Below are 25,520 nucleotides of genomic sequence, written 5' to 3' on the forward strand. Positions count from 1 at the left end.
CACGGCACCACCTGAACCGATTTACAGCGAATCCAGTTCCGACCATTCTTCATCGGTTAACAATTTTTCCAATTCGATTAAAATAAGCAGTTCGTCGTCTTTGTGGCAAACCCCCTGAATGTAACGGGCGCTTTCATCGTTGCCCACATTCGGCGACGTTTCAATTTCTGATTGCCGCAAATAGACGACTTCTGCAACGCTATCAACCAGTATGCCGACAACATGGGAACTTGCTTCGATTATCACAATACGGGTGTTGTCGTTGGTCTCTTCTTGCGGTAAACCAAACCGCAGACGGGTATCAATGACCGTGACTACCCTGCCCCGCAAATTGATGATTCCCAGTACGTGGTGAGACGATCCGGGTACTGGCGCGATTTCCGTAAAACGTAATACTTCCTGCACCTGCATTACGTTAATACCGTATGTTTCACCCGCCAGACGAAAGGTAACCCATTGAATTACCGGATCATCGCCGGTGCGGGTTTGCACTGAATTAGCCATAATAATACGCCACGAAAATAGAAAGATTGGAGCTGCGATTGACCTGCCGATTGGGTACTTAATGTAACTATAGTGCAGAGGGGTTTAGATGTCAGATGATGAACTGTTGAAAGCCATCTGTATCCACCAGCGAACACATATATTCCACAACGGTACCGGCCAACCAGGGGCGCTTGCTTCGCTGGGTACGCCACTTCACCTGCTCTGGCTGCAAGGTAATGGATTTTTCAACCGTATCGCAGGCCAGCCCCCAGGCAAAGCCATGAATGCTGATGACGTACTGCAATGCACTGCGACTGTCTGCCTGGTAACGTTCCGGCATCACGCAGAGCGCAGTATTCAGCACCTTTAAATTACCCTGGGCTGTGTCCGGTAAAATTCCCATAAACCAATCTGGCTGTCCCGGCAGCCCGGTTAGTTTTTTATTCAGTGGCTGAATAGAACCAAGGCTGATTAGCGGCACCGCCAGTTTAAGCCCGTTCACTTTGAATATCAGACATTCGAAGGCTTTCTGGGCCCACACCGGTCGACCGTTTTCACACCAGGGTTGCGATTGCGGAATCGCTTCTGCTTGCGGCTCCGGTTGAGGAGTGTGTTGAGCAAGATCGGTCGTAGCGTCCGTTTGCCTAGCTTCGACAGAAGGGGTTTTGGGGGGTTCCGGCTTTTTCGATTCCGAAGACGAAGGCTGATGAGCCGCCGTTAGTAACGACGGTGACAACCAGGACGCACGTTGCAGCCCTGACCCGGATAAGTCGATTGTCGCCACTTTAATATCGCGGTTTGATTTAGACCCGGCCCGCGCGCCGATGGGCATTTTGTTCCCGGCGTTACCAGCCTCCGACTCGGAACCCGCCACCGCAGGTGCACTGCGCAGCGCTTTACGGCCTGCGTCGAACACATGAACGTTATCGGTTAATTTGTTTTTATCAGAAGCAGAAACCGGCTTTTCCGCCGGCGCAGACGAACCTGCCGCCGGATCATGGAGCAAGTCATCCAGATATTCAATCAGCGCCCCTTCACCGTCAGGGTGCGGGGCGGTCTCGTGCTTTTCGTCTTTCATTCTTTTGGTACAACCCGGTTCGCTGGCTGATGCCCTCGCCTAAGCGGTTTTGCAATTCAGGCGATTGGTTCGCGAACCACCTCCAAAGGTGCATGTGCTAATAGATATTTTAGCAGAGAGCTGTAAGCTGCGACGCCTCGTGCTCCAGGTTCATAAAAATTAGGCGCAACCCCGGCTTTGCTGGCATCCCGGAACCGGGTATCCACCGGAATGGCTGCAGGCCAGATATTGCCTTCATAAGTTTGCCGGAGCACACGCAAGCTGTTTACCGATGCCTGGGTTCGCCGATCAAACATCGTCGGAACTACCCAATAGGGCAATCTGCGTTTTTGCGACCGCATCACCATTTGTAATGTTCGCATCATGCGTTCCAGACCTTTAATCGCCAGGTGCTCGGTTTGAACCGGTAATAACAAAGACTGGCAGGCAGCCAACGCGTTAATCAGCAATACACCCAGAATCGGCGGCGTATCCATGAGCACAAAATCGTAATCGTCCCATAGCCAGGCCAGGGTTTTGGATATAACCAGGCCTGCTCCGCCCTGACTGATCGCCTGCCGCTCCAGCATGGCTAATGATGTGGAAGCCGGCATTAGATCCAGGTGCTCGACCCCGGTGCTGTAAATCATTTGCGCCGGTAATCCTTGCGGTACTTCACCCCGGTGCTGAAATAACTGGTAAACAGATCGATCCAGCTCATCGGGGTTAAGTTGGAAATAGCTGGTGAGGGAACCATGGGGGTCAAGATCGATCATCAGCACACGCTGTCCTCCAGCGGCCAGTATGCCGCCAAGTGACACCACGCTGGTGGTTTTCCCGACCCCGCCCTTTTGATTTGCTGCTGCCCAGATCTTCACCGCGCCAACCTATTCCGCTGTCGGATTTTGAGATGAAAACAACAGGCCACCGTCCTTGAGCCTGATGATACGCAAAGGTACTTCTGCTTCTTTTCGCTGCCGATTCTGAAGGCCGCTGGCGGCCGGCTTTTCTTCGCTAGCACCCATTTTATAATCCGCTGGGGCAGCACCCTTGTCTGGCGTTGCTTTTACGGATTCATTTTTTGAAATCACCAACGCAATACGCCGGTTTTTACTGCGCCCGTCTGCAGTATCATTACTGGCAATCGGGTGAAATTCGCCATAGCCTACGGCGGCCATACGGCCAGGATCAACGTCCATATACGAAAACAGGCGCACCACACTGGCCGCCCGTGCCGCTGACAACTCCCAATTCGATGGGTATTGCGCGGTTTCAATGGGAACGTTGTCGGTATAGCCTTCGACGTGAATGGGGTTTTTCTGCCCTTTCAGGATGTCTGCAATTTTCTCCAGCACGGTTTCTGCTTCGGCGGACAACGATGCGCTGCCGCTGGGATACAGCACGCTGGCCCGGATGTTGACTTCAATCCACTCATCGTTACTGCGGATTTCTACATCGTTGTTTGCGATTTGCTGTTGCAACGAAGTCGCCAGCTGATCAGATATTTTCGACAATCGGGCCACTTCGTTATCACGCAGTTTTCCCTGCCTGAACGATTTGGATTCGACGTCATCAAAAATACCTTCGATTCCATATTTAAAGTCATCATTACTCGGGTATTCGCCAGGGATCGGTAATTTAATCAAACTGTCGTTACTTTGTTGAAGATCCTTATCGCCCACCGACGTTGGATCGTAGGTTTTTGGTTGGGCATTAAATACAGCAACCAAGGAATCCGATAGAACTTTGTATTTACCTTCATTAACTGACGAGATCGAATACATGACAACGAAGAAAGCGAACAACAACGTAATAAAATCCGCGTAGGAAATCACCCAGCGTTCATGGTTTTCAGGTTCTTCCGGCTCTCGTTTTCGTATCATGATCTGCCCCTCACTTGTTGAGGTAGCCTTCGAGTTTCATTTCAATGGTACGCGGATTTTCACCATCGGCAATGGCGATCAAGCCTTCGATAATCATTTCCCGCAGATTACTTTGCGACTTGACCGTCGATTTTAATTTGGCAGCAACAGGCAGGAATAGCATATTTGCAAGCCCCACACCATAAATAGTAGCGACGAATGCAGTGGCGATTCCGGCCCCCAATTTACTGGGGTCGGCCAGATTACCCATCACATGTATCAGCCCCATAACCGCCCCAATAATGCCAATCGTGGGTGAGTAACCACCCATCGCTTCAAATACCTTGGCCGCATGCAGGTGCCTGTCTTCCTGGGTAATCAATTCCACTTCCAGAATACTGCGGATGGATTCAGGTTCACCGCCGTCCACCAGCAATTGCAATCCCTTTCGGGAGAACTCATCGCTCTCGGTTTCTGCCAGCGCCTCCAGACCGAGCAATCCTTCTTTGCGCGCAGTAGTACTCCAGCTTATAACGCGGTCGATACTGCCCCGCATATCCAGTGCTGGAGGGAAAACAATCCATCGCGATACTACGAACGCGTGACGAAAGGTTGCCATCGGGGTTTGCAGCATAGCGGCGCCCAACGTGCCCCCTAAAACAATCACCGCAGCAGGACCGTTAGCCAAGCCGGACAGATGGCCGCCCTCCATCGCATTACCACCAACTATGGCGATAATTCCGACTAACAACCCGACAACACTCAATACATCCATAGTAATTAATGTAACTCGCTGATAAGCGTTCCCATATTCTTAATATCGATAACCGCATCGGATAAACCGGCAGATTCCACGGCCATCGGCATTCCGTACACCACGCAACTTTGTTCGTTCTGGGTCCAGATTGTTGCCTTTCCCCGTTTTAATAATTTACACCCTTCCCGGCCATCACTGCCCATTCCGGTAAGCACCACCGCAAGAATTTTTCCACGTACGCTGCGCGCAGCCGAGCCAAAGGTGACATCCACACTGGGCTTATATTGAAACTGGTTATTACCTTCGATGATCGATACGCTTTGGCCGTTATCGCTAACCAGCATCTGCTTGCCACCGGGGGCCAGCAGAGCAAGACCGGGGCGAATTTGGTCGTTTTCTTCCGCTTCTTTTACCCGTATTTTACATAAGCGATCGAGCCGCTCAGCAAACGCTGAGGTGAACGTGCCGGGCATATGCTGAACCAGTAAAATCGGTAATGGAAAATTCGCCGGTAGCGCGGTTAGAATGTTCTGCAGAGCCACCGGGCCGCCGGTTGAAGCACCAATCAGCAGCATCCTTAAACGTTCACTGCCCAGCGAATCCAACGGCGATCGCGAGCGACGCCCTGCTTGCGCAGAGCTAACGTCTGTGGTGACCGGGTTTACCTGCCTGGGCGACGGGCTGGCGGTTGACGTGGACGTTATCGTGGACGGTGCAGAACTCGCCACTGGAGCGGATGTTGTAGCAGTATTATGACGCAGATAAGAACGCCGCCCTGCAATAGCAATGACCCGGTCTTGCAACAGTTTGACGCTGTCACAAGCATCGCCGGACATAGACTCGAAACTTTTCGGCAAATAATCCAGCGCGCCCGCCTCCAACGCATCCAGTGTCACCCGGGCACCTTCATAACTCAGCGAAGAAAACATTAATATAGGCGTTGGCATTTCTGCCATGATGACCCGCACAGCACTGATGCCATCCATCATCGGCATCTCGTAATCCATGGTAATCACATCGGGTTTTAACTGCTTGACCTGGTCGACTGCTTCTTTACCGTTTTCAGCAAACCCCACCACTTTTAAATTGGGGTTTTTTTCAAGAATTTCCTTTATACGGCGACGAAAAAATGCAGAATCGTCAACAACTAAAACACTAATGGGCATTCATCATCTCCGGCCTACACCCGTTGGGCATAAGCTTTAAGCATACTCGGGATGTCCAGAATCAGTGCGATACGACCATCTCCGGTTATAGTGGCACCAGCCATTCCCGGCGTACCATTGAGCATTTTACCGAGGGGCTTTATAACAACCTCTTCCTGACCGATAAGCTGATCCACCACGAAACCCACTTTTTGGGTGCCCACGCTGACAATGACCACGTGGGCTTGCTGATTCTCACTTTCGACACCGTGTATGAGCCAGCGCTTTAGATGAAACAACGGCAATGCTTTCTGCCGCACCACCACCACTTCCTGCCCATCCACCACGTTGGTGCGTGATAAATCCAAATTAAAAATTTCGTTCACATTCACCAACGGCAACGCAAACGCCTGCTTACCGAGCATCACCATTAACGTTGGCATAATCGCAAGCGTCAGAGGTACTTTTATGGCAATACGTGACCCCACCCCTTTTTCGGAATGAACTTCAATAGTACCGTTTAACTGGCTGATTTTGGTTTTCACCACGTCCATGCCGACGCCGCGGCCGGATACATCGGAAATCTGGTCTTTGGTGGAAAAGCCCGGATGAAAGATTAGATTGAAGGCCTCGGTATCATCCAGGCGGGCAGCGGCCTCTTCGTCCATCAAACCTTTATCAATGGCTTTTTTGCGCAACATATCCGGGTCCATACCACCGCCATCGTCGGTGATTGAGAGCACGATATGATCCCCTTCCTGCTCCGCAGACAACACCACTTTGCCCATCCGGGGTTTGCCCATCATCTCCCGCACGTCCGGTGCTTCGATGCCGTGATCAACACTGTTTCTCACCAAATGCACCAACGGATCGGCCAAAGCCTCCACTAGATTCTTATCCAGATCGGTTTCTTCGCCTTCCAGCTCCAGGCTGATTTCTTTTTTCAGGTTGCGGGCCAGATCGCGAACCACTCGCGGAAAGCGTCCGAATACTTTCTTGATCGGCTGCATTCGGGTCTTCATCACTGCGGTTTGCAAATCGCCGGTGACCACGTCCAGATTCGCGACGGCTTTCGACAAATCTTCATCCGCGGTCCTTAAGCCCAGACGCACTAATCGGTTACGCACCAACACCAGTTCGCCCACCATATTCATGATTTCATCCAGGCGCTTGGTATCGACCCTCACGGTATTTTCTGCCGCCGGAGCGGATTCTTTGCCCGCAGGCGGGCGCGCGACCGGCTTTTTCTCGCCGCTTGCAACGGCTGCTTTGGCTACCGGCTCTGACTTGGCTTCCGGCGTCGCATCAGGTGCAACTTTGGCCGGTTTGGGAGAATGCGCGGCCGTTGGGCCTTTGCCTTTTCCATGCATTTGGTCGAGGATCGACTCGAATTCGTCATCGGTGATTTCATCAGACGATGTCGCACCGGTTTTCGGTGCGGCGGCGGCTGTTGAAGCGGATTTTTTCGCTGCTGTTTTGGGACTCGCCTTAGCGGCCGTTTTCGATTTTGCTTTTGCTTTTGGCTTGCCGCTTTCCGCTGCGGGTACCCCGCCGTGTTTTCCTTTGCCGTGCAAGTCATCTAGTAATTTTTCGAATTCGTCATCGCTGATCGAATCCGACGCCGCTACCGCTGTATCGGCTTCTGATTTTTCCTTACTGGCTACAGCAGGACCACCAAATTTTCCCTTACCATGCAACTGATCAAGTAGCGCTTCGAATTCATCATCCGTGATCTCGTCACCGGCGCCGGTACCCGCAGCCGACGGAGTTTCCACAGGTTTACTCTTTTCTTCATCCAAGGCGTCCAGAAATTGCTCGAACTCTTCGTCTGTAATATCGCCTTCAGAAACAACGCTCTCCGCTGTGTCTGCATCCGGGATCGCAGCAACAGCAGGTGACCCGCCCTCCAGAATAGCGTGTAACGCATCCATTAAAGCCGGATCCGCTGCATCGGGGTATTGGCGTGCATGCACTTGAGCGAACATGGAATTGACGGAATCCAACGCTTGCAAGAAGGTGTCCATCAACTCAGCATTGAGTGATAGCTTATGATTACGAAGTAAATCAAAAATGTTCTCAGCGGCGTGACAAAGATCTACCAGGGTATCGAGCTGCAAAAAACCCGCTCCCCCTTTTACCGTGTGAAAACCGCGAAAAATCGCGTTCAGAAGATCGGCGTCGTCAGGGCGATTTTCCAGATCCACCAATTGCTCGGATAGCAGTTCGAGTATCTCACCGGCCTCGACCAAAAAGTCCTGTAAGATTTCCTCGTCGGCGTCGAAACTCATACCTTACTCCTTAAAATCCGAGGCTGGACAACAAGGCATCGACATCATCCTGGCCGGAAACCACGTCGTTGCGTTTTTCCGGTTCCATGATCGGACCTTCCGGCCCGATATCAGGTGCGTTTGCTTTTTCCGTGTTCGGGGTCAGGTCATCGTGCTTGACACCGGTGATCTCATCAATGGAACCGGCCATAGCGACCAGGTTGACCAGTTCCACTTCAACTTCCTGAACCAGCTCAATAACCCGTTTGATTACCTGACCGGTTAAATCCTGAAAATCCTGAGCCAGCATAATGCCGGACAGATTGGCATTGATCGTCGCGCTTTCTTCCGTGGCTGTTGTCAGGAAAACGCCGACTTTTTTTGACAGCTCGCGGAATTCTTCCGGCCGCATTTCACGGCGTATTAAACGATCCCACTCTAACTTCAACGCTTTTGCTTCATTCGCCAATTGCGCAGAGATCGGCATGGTTGACTCAACCATGTCCATGGTTTTATTGGCTGCACTCTCTGTTTTTTCGATTACATAGTTGAGGCGCTGGGAAGCATCTTGCATTCGCGACATCTCTTCGCGCATTTGTGAATTGGTGGTATCTATGGCAAAGTTTTTTATCGATTCATGCAGACTTCGGGTTAACCGTCCCACCTCATGAAACAGCACTTGATCACGCTTCTGATGCAGTTGAGCAATGGTCTGCATCGCTTCGTTGGCTTCACCACTTTCGAGCTGTTCTAACAGAGTTTTGGCATACTCGACTAACTGTTCCTGTTGCCCTTGTTCCGTCATGCTGTTCTCACATCTGATGTTCACGGTGACTGTAATCAGGCGTCCACTCGTTCAAATATCTTTTCGATCTTTTCTTGTAGCGCCTGCGCCGTAAATGGCTTCACCACATATCCGTTTACCCCGGCCTGAGCAGCTTCAATAATCTGTTCACGCTTGGCTTCTGCCGTCACCATCAATACCGGCAAACTTTGCAGCTTGGCATCGGCTCGAACCTCTTTCAGTAAATCGATCCCGGTCATACCCGGCATATTCCAATCGGTAATAAGGAAATCAAAATCCGAAGATTTGAGTAACGGAAGCGCAGAAGTGCCGTCATCCGCTTCCTGGGTGTTGGTAAACCCCAGATCCCTAAGAAGATTCTTTATAATTCGTCTCATTGTAGAAAAGTCATCAACAATAAGAATTTTCATGTTCTTGTTCAAAGTTGCCTCCACTGAACCCAGTTCACTACGTCTAATGTGCAAACTACGGTGGTTAACATGCTGTTGGAATCCGTCGAGCAGGCAGCACCCGCTGTTCTATCTCTCAACAGACTTTTTACTAAGTCTAGTTGTAGATCTAGCCGTATCCAGTTTTTGTATAAATATCAAAGCCACTCTTGTAGGCGGGTTCGCAATCGTTGAGCAGCCTGACTGTGAATTTGACTCACCCTCGATTCACTAACGCCCAGTACTTCACCGATTTCCTTCAGGTTCAGCTCTTCGTCGTAGTAAAGCGAGATAACCAATTGTTCACGCTCAGAAAGTTGCTCGATTGCCTTAGCCAGGTGATTGCGGAAATCCCCATGCTGCAGTTCTTCAAAAGGGTTCAGGGATTGCTCTTGTTGGCGCTCACTGTCAATAAAATCGTCCGGCGATTCCATTTCATCCAGGCTGAACAAACGTGTCGCCATGCTGTCCTGAAGCATGGCATGGTATTCGTTCAGGGAAATACCCAATTCGTTGGCGATATCCCGGTCATGGGCATCGGCACCGGTGCGATTCTCGACACTGCGGATGGCTTCCTGGATACGGCGCGCATTACGGTGTACCGAGCGCGGCGCCCACTCGCCCTTCCGCACATCATCCACCATCGCCCCGCGAATGCGGATACCGGCGTAGGTTTCGAAGCTGGCGCCCTTGCTATTATCAAAACGCTTGATCGCGTCCAGCAGGCCAATCAAACCAGCTTGATATAAATCTTCAACCGCAACCGAGGACGGCATTCGACCCATCAGGTGATGAGCAATGCGCCTGACCAAGGGCGTGTACTGCTCCACCATCGCATCCAGTTGAGGTGCCGATTTATCGTTATACATATGCTGCTGTCTTTGACCCAACATTGCTTTTGCCTGTCTAACGGGCGGCTACGCCCTGCACCAGACGATCCACGAAAAACTCCAGATGGCCGCGCGGCGTAGTAGGAAGCGGCCATCCGTCAACTTTATTTGCCAGGGTTCGGAATGCCAATGCCGCTTTACTGCGGGGATAGGCTTCCACCACCGGTTTTTGACGCATCACGGCTTTGCGAAGGTATTCATCAAACGGAATGCAACCGCTAAATTGCAACGCGACATCCAGAAAGCGGTCGGTTACTTTGGTGAGCTTGGCGTAGATTTCCCGGCCTTCCTGTTGCGTGCGAACCATATTGGCCAACACATTGAAACGGTACATGCCGTGCTGTTGATTGAGCAGTTTCATCAACGCATACGCGTCGGTAATAGAGGTGGGCTCGTTGGTTACAACAAAAAGGCTCTCCTGGGCTGCCGTAAGAAAACTGACCACCATTTCGGAGATACCTGCAGCGGTATCGATCAGCAATACGTCCACCTGATCGCTCAGCTCACTGAAAGCGTGAATCAGACCGGCGTGCTCCCGCGTGCCCATGCTCACCAATTCCCGGGTGCCTGATGATGCCGGTACGATTTTAATTCCGCCGGGGCCGTCCACCAGGATTTCGGACAAGCTGCATTCGCCATTCAAAACATGGGATAAGTTTTTACGCGCCGTAATACCCAAAAGGATGTCCAGGTTTGCCAGCCCCAGATCGGCGTCCATCAACACCACCCTGCGCCCCATCTCCGCCAGACACACGCCCAGGTTGATTGAGACGTTGCTCTTGCCGACACCACCTTTACCGCCCGTTACTGCGATAACCTGTACAGAATGATTGCTCATAAAATTTTTGTATGCACCTTGGTTCAGTTTGCTAGGCGTAGGCCAGCTCCGCTTCCGCATCCGAAATGGCATCGCTGTAATAATCTGCCACCTCCGCTTCGTCCATTCTGTACCCCTTCGCGAGTGCAATGGCATGATTCAGAAGACGCGTCGCATTCGGTCGCTGTAAGTCATCAGGGATATTCTGACCATCCGTGGTATAGGCTATGGGCAGCTGAGATTCAATGACCATGCTTAAAGCCTCGCCCAAACTTGCGGATTCGTCCAGTTTTGTGAGAATACAACCGTCTAGATTCAGATGTTTATAATCCGCAACCGCTTTATCCAAAATTCTGCGTTGCGTGGTGGAAGACAACACCAACCAGCGCTGCACGTGATCACCCAGGGTTTCCAGCATATCCATCTGTTCCCGGTGAACCTGGTCTTTGTGGCTTAAACCCGCAGTATCGATCAGAACCAGTTTTTTGCGGGACAATCCCCGTAAAATTTGCTCCAGGGACTGTTGCTCAGTGACCACCCGTACCGGTACGTTCAGAATGCGGCCCAACGTGCTGAGCTGCTCATGACCCGCAAGGCGATAACTGTCCGTTGTGACCAGTGCCAAATTCTCGGCGCCGTGTTCCAATACATAGCGTGTGGCTATTTTAGAAATGGTGGTGGTCTTACCCACACCCGCCGGTCCGACGAAGGCAAAAACACCACCGTGGGCCACAATGTCCGCCTGCATTAACGGCAGATCGTCACTCAGCTCCACCAGGCAGGTTTTCCAGGCCTGTTTGATATCGGTATCGGCACGCACATTACGAACCAGCTTCCGGCACAGCGCCGGGGACAAACCCAGGCGCGCCAATTTTTTGAATACGGAGGCGGATAATGGGTTCTGGTGGTTAAAGCTGCCCCAGGCCACATTCGCCATCTGGATATTGAGCATCTGACGCAACTGGCTCAGTTCGCCGCGCATAGCCGCCAGCTCGCTACCGGATTGCGGTGCTTGCTGCTGCGCAACAGGCGCAGGTTCTGCAACCCGGGGAGCCGCCGATTGGGCCTGCATTCGCTGCCGCGCGCGGGCACTGATTTGCACTTGAGGCTCTTGAGTCGATACACCCGACTCCTGCTGCTGACGTTGCTTTAACAACGCGTCAAATTGCTCGTTAGCCTGACCGCGCCGTTGTAGCGCTGCCATTAATTCTGACTTTTCTTCTTCCGTCGGAGCATACCCGTTATGGGCCTCTTTCAGCACCCGGGCAGGATCACCCATTTTGGGTGGTTGCGCGCTGTTATCCATATAATCCGGCATGTGGTTCGCCTTGCGTTCGCGCTCTTTATGCTGTTCCAGCACCTGGTTGTAATCGACGGCGGCAATGATTTCGATGCCGCTCTCGACCTTGCGATTAGACAGAATCACGGCATCAGCACCCAGTTCATCACGCACCAGGTTCAACGCTTGGCGCATATCTGCTGCTATGAATTTTCGTGTGTTCATGGTTTGTTTCCTCATTTGACCGATCCCGTTTATTGACCAACAGAAGCGGTAATCGTGATCTGTTTATTGTCAGGTACTTCGTTGTAAGACAGGACATTCAAACCGGTGACGCTGAAGCGGAGGAAGCGTGACAACATTGGTCTGATGCCCGCGGATACCAGCAATACGGCCGGGTTACCCTGTAATTCCTGCTTCTGTGCCGCATCTGAAACCGATCGCTGTAATTTTTCTGCCAGCCCCGGCTCTATCACTGCGTCACTTGCGTTACCGCCAGAATTTAGTGCCTGTTGTACTGCTTGTAGCAACAACTGTTCCAACTCTGGCTGGAGCGTGATAACAGGCAGCTCATGGCCCACGCCGTATATGGTCTGGACGATCATGCGGGATAATGAAACCCTCGCTGCCGACGTCAGCGCGTCAGCATCTTGACTCTTCGGCGCGACTTCCGCCAACGCCTCTGCAATGGTTCGTATATCGCGGATAGGTACACTTTCCTGCAACAGGTTTTGCAGCACTTTATGTAGCTTGCTCAGGGGCAATGGATTCGGAACCAGGTTTTCGACCAGCTTGGGTGACGCTTTCTGCAGGTTTTCCAATAGTTTCTGTACTTCTTCAAAACCCAAAAGTTCGTGGGAATGCTTTAACATCACCTGATTAATATGAGTTGCAACCACGGTGCTGGCATCCACCACGGTATAACCCATGGTTTGCGCCTGATCCCGTTGATTCGCTTCGATCCAGGCAGCATCCAGTCCAAACGCCGGGTCCTTACATTCAATACCATTAATTTTTCCGAATACCTGACCCGGGTTAATTGCCAATTCACGATCTGCGTGAATTTCGGCTTCGTCAATGGCCACCCCCATCAGGGTAATGCGGTAGGCGTTCGGCAACAGATCCAGGTTATCGCGTATATGCACCGAGGGCATAAGAAACCCCAGTTCCTGAGACAGCTTTTTGCGCACACCCTTGATACGCCCCAGTAACTGCCCTCCTTGCTGCTTGTCTACTAATGGAATCAAGCGGTATCCCACTTCCAGACCGATGGCATCCACCGGCTGAACATCTTCCCAGCCCAGCTCTTTAAATTCACTTTCACGCTGCTGGGCCAATTCTTCCATTTGCTTTTCTTTCACTTGATCATCTTTGTTCGAGATGCCTTTACTCTCACGCTTCTTATGAATCCAATAGGCACCGCCCCCGCAAATAGACGCCAGACCCAGAAAAGCAAAATGCGGCATACCGGGTATCGCCCCCATGATTCCAAGAATCAATGCCGATATACCCAGCGCCTGGGGCGACCCGAACATCTGTGACATCACCTGATTACCCAAATCCTGCGAACTGTTGACCCGGGTAACAATAATCGCCGCCGCAGTAGACAATAACAGTGAGGGAATCTGAGCTACCAGACCGTCGCCGATGGTGAGTAACGCATACACCTTTAAGGCCTCTGAAAAGCCCAGATTGTATTGCGCCATACCGATGCCCAGCCCACCGACTATATTGATAATCAGAATCAGGATACCCGCCACCGCGTCCCCACGGACAAACTTGCTGGCACCGTCCATGGATCCGTAAAAGTCCGCTTCCTGGGTCACTTCTTCGCGGCGTATTTTGGCTTCGTCCTGATTAATTACACCGGCGTTCAGATCCGCATCGATGGACATTTGCTTACCGGGCATCGCATCCAGCGTGAATCGCGCACTGACTTCGGAAATGCGACCGGCGCCTTTGGTGACGACCACGAAATTGATGATCATCAGGATCGCAAAGACCACCAGCCCCACGGTGTAATTACCGCCGATAACCACTTCACCAAAGGATTGAATTACCTTTCCTGCCGCATCCCCCCCTTCGTGACCGCGTAACAAAACAACCCGCGTTGAAGCGACATTGAGCGCCAGACGTAACAACGTCGCTACCAGCAAAATAGTGGGGAAGATAGCGAATTCCAGCGGCCGCATGGTGTAAACCGAAACCAGCAACACCACCAGCGCCAGCGCAATATTAAATGTAAACAGAACATCGAGTAATACTGACGGCATCGGCAATGTCATCATTGCCATAACCACCAAGAGGAAGATTGGTGCGCCCCAACTGCCCCGTTTTAAGATGCCGCCTGCCTGTGTTAATGCTCCGCTTGCCATAGTACCTACGCTTGGTTAACAACAATATTTTGACGCTATTGAAGGAATTTATCTCCGGTTTTGTTAACGCTCGCAAAGATTGTGCCCAAACAACAAAAATCGTTCGAAATCGCTGTGGTTTCGCTTTTGATCGAGATTTTATCCGGGATTATGAAAACGGCGTGGGGCATGACATAACAACGGCACTGCTTATAAACTATAGCGCTATTACTCGTCTTTGCGCATGTCCTCCGGTACCACAAAGTCAGGCGTAGTACCGGGGTTGGGGCCCTTACCTTGCTGGAATTGCTCCAGCTGAAAAACATACGCCAAAACCTGAGCGACCGAAACATATAAACCCTGCGGAATTTCCCGATCCAGCTCAGAATGGTAATATATGGATCGCGCAAGCGGCGGCGAATTGAGGATTATCACGTCGTTGGCCAGCGCTACTTTTTTGATTTGTAACGCCACAAAATCGGCGCCCTTTGCCACCAGTATCGGCGCTAACATTTTTTTGGAATCGTATTTCAAGGCAACTGCATAATGGGTGGGGTTGGTAATCACCACGTCGGCTTCGGGAATGGCTGACATCATACGACTCTGTGCCATTTCCCGTTGTTTCTGTCGAATTTTTCCTTTAACTTCCGGCTTACCTTCGGTGTCCTTGTATTCGTCTTTGACCTCCTGCTTGGTCATTTTCAATTGCTTTTTGTGTTGATAAATTTGGAACGGCACATCAATCGCCGCGATCAACAGCAGGGAACAACACAAATAAAAAAACGCCCAGGCAACCAATATCACACCGCTGGTCATGGCTTCGTCCACGGGTTGGAACCCCAGGGCCAGGTAGCGATCCCAATCGTACTGCATAATCAGAATCGCAAAAGTGCCGACCAATAAAAACTTAGCGATGGCTTTTGTCATTTCCATCAGGGCCTGTACCGAAAACATACGCTTAAGGCCGCTGAACGGATTCAGCTTATTAAATTTAGGCGCCAGCGCCTTAGTGGAAAAATTAAAGCCGCCAACCAGCGGTGGCACGAATAAAGCCGCAGCAAACACCAGGATATAGAACGGAACAAGTGCCGAGAACGCCAGCTTTGCAGACGCGATTAAATTGCCCGACATCACATCGGGGCTCATTAGCTCATCCCGGGGAATCTGATAATTCAGTTCAAATACCTCCCGACCGATGTCGTACAGCATACTGCCGGACATAATTATGCCTGCGGCACCGCACATAGTAACCGCCACACTGCCCAGTTCCTTGGAGCGGGCGACCTGGCCTTTCTCTTTGGCCTCCTGCTCCTTTTTGGCGGTGGCGTCTTCTGTCTTTTCCTGCCCGTCTTCGTTTTCGGCCATGCTATCTCACCATTTCCTGAAGATAGTCAAAAGCATCACCGCTGAGCTTTTCGTATTGCGGCAACACATTACCCAAACCCAACCAGATGATCACCAGGCCCAGAACCATAGTAAACGGAAAGCCGATGGCAATAATATTCATTTGCGGCGCAGCACGACTGATCACACCGAACGATAAATTCACCACCAACAACGCAATAATGGACGGTAACGCCACCAAAACAGCGCCGGTGAACATCCAGCTGGCAAGACGCACTAGCTCCAGTAGATTCTGGGCCGGTAGCCCCACCGTCGACACCGGCATGTGCTCGAAGCTGCTGCCCAATAAATACATCACCGCAAGATGACCATTCAGGGCGAAAAACAACAGGTTCACCGTCATCAGATAAATCTGACTGATGGATGCCACATTAACACCGTTCACAGGATCCACCAGCGTGGCAAATCCCAACCCGTTTTGCATCGCCACCATTTGTCCACCTACGACAAAGATCTGGAACAACAACTGCAGAACAAACCCCATCGCTAGCCCCACCATAATTTGTTGGGCAATTATTAAAAAGGAATGCAGTGAAAGCAGCTCCACCATCGGCACCGGATCAACCAGAGGCGCTACCACCAAAGTCACCGCCAAGGCCAGACCCAGACGTATGCGCATGGGTACCAGCTGCGTGCTTAGAATGGGCATAATGGTAAAAAAAGCGCTGATGCGGCAAAACGGCCAGAAATACTGGCCGATCCATTGATAGATCTGAGGTACGGTTACGTCAAACATGGATCAGCCGATCAAGGTCGGCATGTCCATCAATAACTTGTTGGTAAAATCGTGCACCAGGCTCCCCAGCCAGGGCCCCAATACCACCAGCGTCATCAAGGTAATTAACAGGCGGGGTAAAAAACTTAAGGTTTGTTCATTGATCTGGGTTGCGGCCTGAAACACCGAAACCACCAAACCAACACACAGGCTGGGAACAATAATAACGGAGACAATAAGCATCGCAATATAAAGGGCTTCGCGCATAATGTCAGATATCACTTCCGGAGACATGGACTTTTCCTCTTGTTCGCAATGAGCTAAATTCCAAAACTCGCGGCCACCGTGCCCACGACCATGGCCCAGCCATCCACAAAAACAAACAACATAATCTTAAAGGGCAAGGATACGATCATTGGAGAAAGCATCATCATACCCATGGCCATCAATACGCTGGCCACCACCAGATCAATAATCAGAAAAGGGATAAACAGAAGAAAGCCGATCTGAAACGCCGTTTTCAATTCACTGGTAACAAATGCAGGGATCACGATGGTAATGGGTACTTCTTCCAAAGAGCGGTAGGTTTGATCTTTTCCGGACAACTCCACAAACAAATTCAAATCCGCCTCACGGGTCTGGGCCAACATAAATTGGCGCATGGGAATACTGCCTCGCTTGACTGCTTCCATTGCACCGAGTTGCTCATTCATATACGGCTGAATAGCGGCTTTATCCACTTCCTGGTATACCGGAGTCATAATAAATACGGTCAGGAACAATGCGAGCCCGATGAGGATTTGATTGGAAGGCGTTTGTTGCAAACCTATTGCTTGCCGTAATATTCCGAACACCACGATAATCCGGGTGAAAGCGGTCATCATCATCACGATAGCCGGCAGGAACGACAGCATCGTCATGAGAATCAGCACTTGCAGGGTGACCGAATAACTTTGCGTACCGTCGTCGTTGGTCACCAGGTTAACCGCCGGCATGGTCAGCGGATCTGCGGCAAATGCACCCGCTGTCATTAACAACATCGGCGCCAGGATAATTAAACGAATCAGCCCCCTTCGATCAACTGTCATGGGTGGTCCCCGCTTTCAACAGCAACTGCATTTTGTCCGAGAATTCACTTTGCTTAGGCTTCTGGTCACCGCCTTCGAAATTTTTAATCAGCGTCACCTGTTGCGGTGTAACACCCAGCAGCAGCTTGCTGCCCTCCACTTCTACCAAAAGCAGCTTTTCCTTCGACCCTATACTCATTGCACCAAGCAGCTTCATATCGGATGTCGCTCCGGGCAAATTCAGATTAAAACGTTTACTGAGCCAGGCCAGACCGGCAATGACCGCTAGCACGGCAAACAGTCCCAGCACCATGTTCAACACACTCTGGCCGCCGTCGGTGCCGGAACGGCTCTGCGGATCATCTTTAAGACGGAATTTTGGATTCAGCTCCGAACCCGGTTGCGATGTGCGATCCGCCTCGGCCTGCTCGTCATGAGTATTTTGCGCAACCGGTGCAGACTGTTGTCGGACTGCCCCTGTCGGTTCTGCCACGGCGACAAGACTGAACAAGCCCCACAAAATCGCAGCGAAACCAGCTCGGGAAAGCATGCAAAGGGTGACAGATTTCACCGCTTAACCCAGCTTCTTAATACGTTCGGCGGGACTGATGACGTCCGTTAATCGGATACCGAATTTTTCATTAACCACCACCACCTCACCATGGGCAATCAGCGTTCCGTTCACCAACACGTCCAAAGGCTCGCCCGCCAAGCGATCCAACTCTATGACCGAGCCCTGATTGAGCTGCAATAGGTTACGGATACTGATGTCGGTGCTACCCACTTCCATAGACAGGGTCACCGGAATATCAAGTATCACATCCATATTGGGACTGTTGGCGCTGGAACCGCGAACACCGGTATCCTGCAGGTTTTCCAGCTCCACCGGTTGTGCCTGCGCCGGTGCATCCACCTCATCATCATCCTGTTCCGCTAACGCAGCGGCCCACTCGTCTGCCAATGCTTCATCATCAACGGGTTTTTCGTCTTCGCTCATCATCTACACCGCTATTTCGTGAATTTATTCGTCATCGAGCTTAACCTGTTCTTTTAACCAGGAAAGCCTCGATTCTTTACCCACTTCCGAAGAGGGGCGTTCAACTCGTCCCACCACTTTCAATGCCAGGTTGCCATTGGCTTCACCCAATTTGCCACGAAATGCCGGAATGCCATTGGCCAGCATTAACAAACTCTCGGGCATTTCTATCGGAATGATGTCGCCTTTTTTCATCTTGGCTAAATCCGTTAAGCGAATTTTTTTGTCGAGTAATTTACCTTTCAGGGTGACCTTCGCTCCCATTACTTCATCCCGAAGCGAATTCATCCACCGCTCATCCTGATCACCGACATCACTCTGCACACCGGCATCCAGCACTTCACGTAAGGGCTCAATCATCGAATACGGTAGGGTCAAATGCATTTCTCCACCACCACCATCCAGCTCGACGTGAAATGAGTTCACCACCACCACTTCACTGGGGCTCACGATATTAGCGAGCGAGGGATTTACTTCTGAACTCAGAAAATCGAATTTCACCGGCAACACGGCTTTCCACGCTTCCTGCATATCAATAAAGGCCTGCTGCAGAACCATTTGCACCACGCGGTTTTCAGTCGGTGTGAATTCACGCCCTTCAATCTTGACGTGTCGTCCATCGCCACCAAAAAAGTTGTCCACCAGTTTAAATACCAGCTTGGCATCCAGAATAAATAACGCAGTGCCCTTGAGCGGTTTGATTCGAATCATATTCAGTGAAGTCGGCACGTAGAGACTGTGTACGTACTCGCCAAATTTCAACACCTGAACGCCACCCACTGCCACGTCCGCTGTCCGGCGTAACAAATTAAACATGCTTATGCGGGTATAGCGGGCGAATCGTTCGTTGACCATTTCCAGGGTGGGCATGCGCCCGCGCACTATCCGGTCTTGCGTACTCAAATCATAGGACTGAATACCACCATCCGGTTCGTCACCGCCGGTTTCTATGTCGCCGTCATCAACCCCGTGTAACAGAGCATCAATTTCGTCTTGTGATAATAAATCCTGAACTGCCATGGCGCGCTGTCGTTACCCTATTGCATCACAAAATTAGTAAACAGAACCTTTTCAATTCCCGGTTCACCCATTTCTTCTGTCAGTATTCGCTGCACTTCTTCCAGCACACTTTCTCGTACTGCTTCTTTTCCTTCCGGTGTCCGTAATACTTCAAAATCCTGTGCCCCCAAAATCATCACCAGATTGTTGCGAACTAACGGCATATGGGCTTGTAATGTTTCGACGACGTTCTCGTCTCGAGTCATTACCGAAATACTGATCTGCACGTAACGTTGACGACCTTTCCATTGATAATTCACAACGAAGGCGGGTTTCAAATCAAAATAAATGGCAGGCTTCTGAACCGGCTCTTCGGTTTCCACCGATGCGTCGCCGCCCTCATCAGAACCGGAAAGCAGGAAATAGGCAGCACCACCACCGCCTGCCAAAATAACAACCACTGCAATAATGATGATCAACATCAACTTTGACTTGGGTTTAGCTGCCTCTTCATTATTATTTTCTTCTTCGTTGTCTGCCATAAACCACCCTGCCGATTGCGCGCCCGATACTTGCCACCAACGGGACACTATTCACTTTATTCACTCTCGTAAAACCTGTATAGCAAGCCGCATACCAAAAAATATTTATCATAACTTTCAGCTGGTTAACTCACCTGCACTGGATCACATCGCAATCCCGCCAAAAAAATGGCCTGCAATAAGCAGTTTAGTCAAGAATTCCGGACACGCCTGTCAAATTCCTGCCAAGTGTCAGAAATAGCTAATAAAAATTTTTACCACGGATTTGAAAGAGAGTTTCGCGGAACCCATATCGAGGGGAAGATTAAAAACAGAAAAAATAGGTGAGGCAGATTTCATCCTTCTTGCGAAGGGCGAACTCCGCCCACTTACCAGGGCCGGACTGAACTGATGTTGCGCGGGCTATTCCGGGCTTGGCTGGCCGGGCCTGACCAAAGGTCTGTCAGCAAAGGATTCAGGTCAGTTTGTTAAGCGTAATAATCCACAATTCCCACCTGCTGAACAGACACCCGCTCAACGCCGGTATCGGCGGCGGCGACTGACTCGTGGTGCTCACTGCGACCCTGCTGTTGCCGATCCTGACGCTGCCCGGATTGATGGGTACCCTGGTCGCGCACATCGGCGTTGCCCATCTCGATTCCGTTTTGGTCCAGCATTTCCCGTAACTTAGGCAACGCTTGTTCAAGCACATCCCGGGTTTGAGCAACCTGGCTGGTGAACACCACGTGAGCCTGATCTTTTTGCATCGATACTTTGACATCAATCGGCCCCATGTCGCCGGGGCTTACTTGTATCTGCGCAGATTGAATCTTACTGCTTACCATCATCATTAATTTCTGGCCCATTTCCCCAGCCCATTCTTTCTGGTTCATGGGCATTGGAATTGACGTAGCCAGCGGCTTAACCGCATTAGTCTGTAATCGGCTTAGCTGATCAACGCTACGCTGGAAGGTACTGCCTTTTGTTGCATCTACAGCTTCACTGGCTTTGCGTTGGAAAGGGGAAGCGCCTTCTTTGGCGGGCTTTTCAAGGGATTTCGCCAGCGCTGCAAGCCGCTCCTGCACCGGGCTTAACAACGTACCTTCATTGTTGGTAGCGGCTTTTTTGACAGTATCTGATTTCGATGCCTCTAGTGCATCGGTAATTTTCTCGCTGGCTTCGGAGAACAAGTCCGCGCCAGCAATATCCGGGTTATTCTGCGCGATGGTATTTGCAGTATCCGTTTTCTGGGGGCTGGCATTGCCATTCATCGTCAGGTTTACTGTCGCGGCCTGACTGGCCTTTTCCGTGGACGCGGCCTGAGTTGCGGGTTGAGATTCCTGTGCCGGATTAGCCAGTACTTCTTCAATCAACGCTGCAGCATCCGCCGTTTTGGAATCGGCACCCCCCTCTACACCGGTATCACTATCCTTAGAAGCCAGATCCTGCTGCACCAAAAGTTCCGTATCCACCCATCTATCGCCATCAGCATCAACATGCGAGTCATGGCCCGACTCCGACAGCTCGTTAGCAACCTCCATCTCGGTCGACTCATTGGCTTCTTCAACAGCGCTGATACCGGCTTTTTCAGATTCAGTGTTGGCTGTTGCTTGCGCGTCTGCGTTGGCTTCTACACCTACTTTAGTGTCGGTGTCGGTTTCGGAACTGGAATCAGAACCGGTCCCTTCTGTATTGCCTGCCAAGGAGGAGGCCTCACCCGGTGCGGCAGGTTGTTCCGCTTCTGACTCAGCCGTGACCGCTTCTGTGGCCACCTCTGTATCGTCCTTGTGCCCGGCTGTGCGGGCCGTCTGATCCGCCGTCTGCTCGGCTTTTTCTGCCGCGCGCGCGTCTTTCCTGGACTCACTATCCAGCTTTTTCTGCTGCCTGTCCTGCAATGCGGCCTGTTGCTGACGTTCTGCCTGGGCTTGCTTCGTAGCCTGGTGCTTTTCTAAACGTTGTTGATGACGGTCCGCCGGCAATGAATTGCCGCTTTCCGCCGGCGTGCTTGCCTTTTTTGACGCAGATGAAGACTCATTATGGCGTTGTGAACCCGCTGAAGGTGTTCGCCCAGCGCTTTGTTGGGTGAAGATCTGATCAAACGATTGATCACCCCGGCCAACGTTAAACAGTTGATTATCCAGGTTAATATTCTGAAATGACGATTTTGCCGTCGTCGCCTTCAGAGTTTCGTTTGAACCATTTTCCGTGCGCATGAACGCCCTCCTTCAAATACTTCGCGAATTGCCGCATTTTTATGTATTTAAAAGGAGAGCAAGGGCTATGCCATTTTTAAACTGGTTGTCGATTTGTTGGGAATGCATCGGTAGCGAACGAAAAGTCTAGAGACCAATTCCGTTTAGGGTGGTAATGATCTGGGATATCACCCGGGCCATCACGGGATGTTCTTCTTCGTACTGGATAACCCGTTTTTCCAGTTCGTCCATAACCCCTTCTTCCCAATGCTCTCGGGATTCGTTCATCATCAGCTCAACCCGGACCGCGAGCGCATGAAGTGCTTCCTTATCTTCCGCTTGAAACTGTCCGTCTTTATCCAATCGAGATCTGAGCTCGGCAACCGCATCTTTAAGGCTGTCTTGTGGCATAAATCACCTCGGTCAATGTGCATTTCAGCCTGCAGTATACGACATAAGCGATGGCTAAACAGAGCCGGACGCCATTTCCCGCCACTTTATAAAAAATAGAATATTTTTACGGTGCGGGTGTCTTTATAGAATATGTCTTAAAACCATGTACCTCAGGAGAACACTATGCCCCTCGCTGCCCGCTTTGGAGACCTGCACATTTGTGGAGTACCACCCCACGTGGGTGGCCCAGTCATGCTTGGAGATTTGACCGTGCTGATTGAAGGGCTTCCGGCTGCCCGTATGGGCGATGTGCTGCTGTGTGTCGGGCCACCGGATATTATTTCCCTGGGGAGCACCACCGTTATGATCGGTAACCTGCCTGCTGCTCGTTTCGGCGATACCACGGCGCATAACGGTACTATGGATCTGTGTTCACTCACCGTCACCATCGGCGGCTAAATACCAGCCCGGCACCCCATTGCGAGATCAGAGCGCATGGCTTGGCGCGCTTAATTCTCGCAGTAGGTAATCACCCCTACCTCGACAGGGCTACCGCCGCAATAGGCCGGTGCAGAAACAAAGTCAACCGGGCTATTCGTTTCCTGGCTCTCAGCGACCTTCATAGAGATAATCCAGGGGTTTGCGTTTGAATCTACCACTTCAAAATAAAAGCCCCCCAATCCATGCAGACTGCCCCGATTGCACACCGCCTGGGGTAATAACATGTACCGCTGGCTATTCGCTTTAAAACACTCCGGCTGTTCCACCTCAAAAGGCGCACTGCCACCCACTCCGTCGTCTGTCAGGGTAACAGTGGTGAATTCGTAACTTTGGGCGGCTCGCCGCGGCTGGGAAACATAGTGTACCAGTACCGGATTGCCCTCCGCGGTGTCGTCAAGGCGGGTTGATGTGGGCAAATAAGACAACAACATATCCGCATTTTCGCCAGCCCCGACCGGGAACAGAACCGTCACTTTGAGCACTCTGCCAATGTCGTCGTCTTCCACACAGCTGAAACTGAGGGTGACATCGGCCATCGCAATATAATTTGCTGGAAATGCATCGGCATCGACTAACGTCTGCATCAAAAACTCGCAGTCGTTCTCTTCCTGGTTCGGCCAGACATTATGGGCGGTACTGACATAATAGGAAACCGATGCATTGGTTATCGACAGGATATCCTGCGCCAGTGCCTCAACGGTATCCCGCTGCACTTTCTCGAGTTGATGCTGAATAAAATAAAGCACCACGACTGAAATCAAAGCCACTGACACCAGTACTTCGACCAGGGTAAACCCGGTGTGTGTTTGCTTCTTCAGTGACATTAAACGCTACTTCTCTTCTTTTTCATTCATGAACTGGTGAAGGCTGTGTGCCGCCAACAAACCCCGTGCTGCATCCGGGATCACGGTATAACGCACTGACTGAAAATTATCATCCGCGTCGTTGGCAATGGAACGGGCGGCAGCCGGAAACTGAATGGATTGGAATCGCGCATCGTCCATTGAGAACGAAACAAAAACAGTATGCGGCCTTACCCTAATATCGAAAAAAGTGCTCTGGGGCCTGTCCAATATTTCGCGGGTCGTGTCCAGATCCCCCAGGATATCCCAAACGTCGCTGCCCTTATTGGCGTTCAGAAACCTGCCGAGATTCCCTTCGTAAATTCCCACATCCTCACTCGAACGACGGGCAAACTGGATAGTGGTGGCAATCACTTTGGCCCTTTCTACCGCCTCACGCGTTCGCTGAATTTCAAAGCTTTCCGCTAAGGAATACGACAATAAGACACCAATCACCGACACCATCAGGATAACGGCGACCAATTCAACCAGGGTCAAGCCCGCTTGTGACGCCCGCTTTAGAGACGGCATTTAGCCCCCGACATTGGAGGCAGCTCCGGCCAACGGCAAATAGAAACCCAGAACAGCCATAACCGCTGCGGACACCATCAAGGTAAAGCCAATACGGGACAAAAACTTTGAGATCTGACGGCTGGTGTGTACATTCTTCAGATGCAACGTTTCTTTTACCGCGGTCAGCAAAAAGTCCTGCTGCTCATCATCCACTTCGTTAAACACTTGCATGGCTTCGATTAAGGAATCGTCCCACTCTTCTTCCGTTAATGCAGAACCTAAATCTTCCGATTTTGCCAGATGGGCATAGACACGCTGATACACACTGCGTAATTCCCCACGGCTGGCGTGCATTAATTCCGCGATAATTTCTGAATCCACATAACCAGCCACCTGCAGCATTTCATAAACGGAAATAAATTCGATGGAGCGTTCTTCTATCCGCTTGCGTTCCATTAAATTGAACAACGGCAAGCGCTTTAGCAGTGCCCACACATAACGGCGATAAAACAAACCCAACACGAAAGCAATGGGGAAAATCCAGCCATAGGATTTAGTAAATTGCCCCAGGCCCATCAGAATATTGGTAAAGCGGTTCGGTTTGATAAAGCCGGATGAGCCGGTGCCCATCAGGGTTTGAAGTGAATGATCCAGAAAGGCCGGCACCAGAAAGAAAAACGCCAGCCCGACACAGATATAGACAATGCCGGTACGTAGCTCGGCACTGACTTCGGATTTGATTTTTTCACGAGCTAACAGGTATTGACCGGAGCGTCTTAGTGCCGATGAATAGTCCCCTGCTTTCTCCGCCGCCCGCGCCATCAATACCGCGAAATGGTCGAAGCGAAACAAATCCAGATAGTCCGCCAGACTTTCACAGCCCTCAAGTTTTTCTTTATCAATTTTGATCCAGCGATTTTTCGTTACCAACTGCTCAACGCTTTGCTTGGCGGTTTTGCCGCTGGATAAGGAGCTGCTCAACGACTGTAAAAACAGCGCCTGGTTTTTGCGGTCCGGACCCGGGGGTTCCAAGGCGAAGGCGATCTGCCCCAGCACATCTTCGCGCACGGTGATAATTCGCCGCTCGGGAATACGGGAATGCCAGCGCGCTTCCTCGCGGGTGCCGGCCTCAATTTTTATTGAGGCCTGTTCGCCTTTGGAGTCGAGATATTGGACGACGTAGTGCATGG

Annotated in this window: 26 protein-coding genes and 1 pseudogene; 1 reads left to right on the forward strand and 26 read right to left on the reverse strand. The window is 51.2% G+C overall.

The genetic code is table 11. The annotated features are described in order from the left end of the window. Positions 1–21 precede the first annotated feature (21 nt). From FT643_RS01935 to FT643_RS02045, 23 genes and pseudogenes are all read right to left on the reverse strand, one after another. Positions 22–504 (reverse strand): chemotaxis protein CheW, encoded by a 483-nt coding sequence (locus FT643_RS01935; RefSeq protein ID WP_156868988.1) that lies wholly within the window; start codon positions 502–504, stop codon positions 22–24. A 91-nt stretch (positions 505–595) separates the two neighbouring features. Beyond that, positions 596–1,564: a chemotaxis protein CheW gene (locus FT643_RS01940; protein ID WP_198043245.1), complete on the reverse strand. Its 969-nt coding sequence runs from the start codon at positions 1,562–1,564 to the stop codon at positions 596–598. A 56-nt stretch (positions 1,565–1,620) separates the two neighbouring features. Next, the gene (locus FT643_RS01945; RefSeq protein ID WP_317621914.1) at positions 1,621–2,421 is read right to left on the reverse strand and encodes a ParA family protein; all 801 of its coding nucleotides are present in this window, start codon (positions 2,419–2,421) and stop codon (positions 1,621–1,623) included. 9 nt (positions 2,422–2,430) lie between these two features. Next, positions 2,431–3,426: a flagellar motor protein MotD gene (gene motD, locus FT643_RS01950; RefSeq protein WP_156868989.1), complete on the reverse strand. Its 996-nt coding sequence runs from the start codon at positions 3,424–3,426 to the stop codon at positions 2,431–2,433. Between the two features lie 10 nt (positions 3,427–3,436). Then, positions 3,437–4,180, reverse strand: coding sequence for a flagellar motor protein (locus tag FT643_RS01955; protein WP_156868990.1), 744 nt, complete (start codon positions 4,178–4,180; stop codon positions 3,437–3,439). A gap of 5 nt (positions 4,181–4,185) precedes the next feature. Continuing rightward, positions 4,186–5,328: a protein-glutamate methylesterase/protein-glutamine glutaminase gene (locus tag FT643_RS01960; RefSeq protein WP_156868991.1), complete on the reverse strand. Its 1,143-nt coding sequence runs from the start codon at positions 5,326–5,328 to the stop codon at positions 4,186–4,188. A 14-nt stretch (positions 5,329–5,342) separates the two neighbouring features. Further along, complete coding sequence (locus FT643_RS01965) at positions 5,343–7,595, reverse strand: chemotaxis protein CheA (protein WP_156868992.1); 2,253 nt, start codon at positions 7,593–7,595, stop codon at positions 5,343–5,345. A 10-nt stretch (positions 7,596–7,605) separates the two neighbouring features. Next, entirely contained in the window at positions 7,606–8,379 is a 774-nt protein-coding gene (locus FT643_RS01970) for a protein phosphatase CheZ (RefSeq protein ID WP_156868993.1), read from the reverse strand. Positions 8,380–8,414: 35 nt separating this feature from the next. Beyond that, positions 8,415–8,801, reverse strand: coding sequence for a chemotaxis response regulator CheY (gene cheY / locus FT643_RS01975; protein ID WP_156868994.1), 387 nt, complete (start codon positions 8,799–8,801; stop codon positions 8,415–8,417). 164 nt (positions 8,802–8,965) lie between these two features. Next, positions 8,966–9,676: an RNA polymerase sigma factor FliA gene (locus FT643_RS01980; RefSeq protein WP_156869405.1), complete on the reverse strand. Its 711-nt coding sequence runs from the start codon at positions 9,674–9,676 to the stop codon at positions 8,966–8,968. Positions 9,677–9,713: 37 nt separating this feature from the next. Further along, the gene (locus FT643_RS01985; protein ID WP_156868995.1) at positions 9,714–10,535 is read right to left on the reverse strand and encodes a MinD/ParA family protein; all 822 of its coding nucleotides are present in this window, start codon (positions 10,533–10,535) and stop codon (positions 9,714–9,716) included. A gap of 31 nt (positions 10,536–10,566) precedes the next feature. Beyond that, positions 10,567–12,018 (reverse strand): flagellar biosynthesis protein FlhF, encoded by a 1,452-nt coding sequence (flhF, locus tag FT643_RS01990; protein ID WP_156868996.1) that lies wholly within the window; start codon positions 12,016–12,018, stop codon positions 10,567–10,569. Between the two features lie 29 nt (positions 12,019–12,047). Next, the gene (flhA, locus tag FT643_RS01995) at positions 12,048–14,168 is read right to left on the reverse strand and encodes a flagellar biosynthesis protein FlhA (RefSeq protein WP_156868997.1); all 2,121 of its coding nucleotides are present in this window, start codon (positions 14,166–14,168) and stop codon (positions 12,048–12,050) included. A gap of 207 nt (positions 14,169–14,375) precedes the next feature. Next, complete coding sequence (gene flhB / locus FT643_RS02000) at positions 14,376–15,512, reverse strand: flagellar biosynthesis protein FlhB (RefSeq protein ID WP_156868998.1); 1,137 nt, start codon at positions 15,510–15,512, stop codon at positions 14,376–14,378. A 1-nt stretch (position 15,513) separates the two neighbouring features. Further along, positions 15,514–16,287 carry a flagellar biosynthetic protein FliR gene (gene fliR, locus FT643_RS02005; RefSeq protein ID WP_156868999.1) on the reverse strand — a complete coding sequence of 258 codons (774 nt, stop codon included), beginning with the start codon at positions 16,285–16,287 and terminating at the stop codon, positions 15,514–15,516. Positions 16,288–16,290: 3 nt separating this feature from the next. Beyond that, on the reverse strand, positions 16,291–16,560 hold the full coding sequence (gene fliQ, locus FT643_RS02010) for a flagellar biosynthesis protein FliQ (protein ID WP_156869000.1): 270 nt from the start codon (positions 16,558–16,560) through the stop codon (positions 16,291–16,293). 26 nt (positions 16,561–16,586) lie between these two features. Further along, complete coding sequence (gene fliP, locus FT643_RS02015) at positions 16,587–17,306, reverse strand: flagellar type III secretion system pore protein FliP (RefSeq protein ID WP_411267794.1); 720 nt, start codon at positions 17,304–17,306, stop codon at positions 16,587–16,589. A gap of 37 nt (positions 17,307–17,343) precedes the next feature. Continuing rightward, on the reverse strand, positions 17,344–17,904 hold the full coding sequence (gene fliO / locus FT643_RS23825; protein WP_156869002.1) for a flagellar biosynthetic protein FliO: 561 nt from the start codon (positions 17,902–17,904) through the stop codon (positions 17,344–17,346). A gap of 3 nt (positions 17,905–17,907) precedes the next feature. Next, positions 17,908–18,330 (reverse strand): flagellar motor switch protein FliN, encoded by a 423-nt coding sequence (gene fliN, locus FT643_RS02025; protein WP_156869003.1) that lies wholly within the window; start codon positions 18,328–18,330, stop codon positions 17,908–17,910. Between the two features lie 96 nt (positions 18,331–18,426). After that, positions 18,427–19,389 (reverse strand): annotated as a pseudogene (fliM, locus tag FT643_RS02030) (flagellar motor switch protein FliM); the annotation flags it as partial. A 17-nt stretch (positions 19,390–19,406) separates the two neighbouring features. Next, positions 19,407–19,910, reverse strand: coding sequence for a flagellar basal body-associated protein FliL (fliL, locus tag FT643_RS02035; protein ID WP_156869005.1), 504 nt, complete (start codon positions 19,908–19,910; stop codon positions 19,407–19,409). 467 nt (positions 19,911–20,377) lie between these two features. Next, positions 20,378–22,102, reverse strand: coding sequence for a flagellar hook-length control protein FliK (locus tag FT643_RS02040; RefSeq protein WP_156869006.1), 1,725 nt, complete (start codon positions 22,100–22,102; stop codon positions 20,378–20,380). A gap of 126 nt (positions 22,103–22,228) precedes the next feature. Beyond that, entirely contained in the window at positions 22,229–22,492 is a 264-nt protein-coding gene (locus FT643_RS02045) for a DUF4404 family protein (protein ID WP_156869007.1), read from the reverse strand. Between the two features lie 165 nt (positions 22,493–22,657). Here FT643_RS02045 and FT643_RS02050 point away from each other — a divergent pair, with 165 nt between their 5' ends. Continuing rightward, complete coding sequence (locus tag FT643_RS02050) at positions 22,658–22,933, forward strand: PAAR domain-containing protein (protein ID WP_156869008.1); 276 nt, start codon at positions 22,658–22,660, stop codon at positions 22,931–22,933. Between the two features lie 50 nt (positions 22,934–22,983). On the opposite strand, the gene FT643_RS02055 is transcribed toward FT643_RS02050, so the two are convergent. From FT643_RS02055 to FT643_RS02065, 3 genes are read right to left on the reverse strand one after another with little or no spacing between them, the layout of a single operon-like run. Then, positions 22,984–23,799, reverse strand: a complete 816-nt coding sequence (locus FT643_RS02055) for a type II secretion system protein (protein WP_156869009.1) — start codon at positions 23,797–23,799, stop codon at positions 22,984–22,986. A 6-nt stretch (positions 23,800–23,805) separates the two neighbouring features. After that, a complete protein-coding gene (locus FT643_RS02060; protein ID WP_156869010.1) occupies positions 23,806–24,348 on the reverse strand; it encodes a pilus assembly FimT family protein in 543 nt (180 codons plus the stop codon). Continuing rightward, complete coding sequence (locus FT643_RS02065; RefSeq protein WP_156869011.1) at positions 24,349–25,518, reverse strand: type II secretion system F family protein; 1,170 nt, start codon at positions 25,516–25,518, stop codon at positions 24,349–24,351. Between the last annotated feature and the right edge of the window lie 2 nt (positions 25,519–25,520).

The sequence above is a fragment of the Ketobacter sp. MCCC 1A13808 genome, assembly GCF_009746715.1.
GTDB lineage: Bacteria > Pseudomonadota > Gammaproteobacteria > Pseudomonadales > Ketobacteraceae > Ketobacter.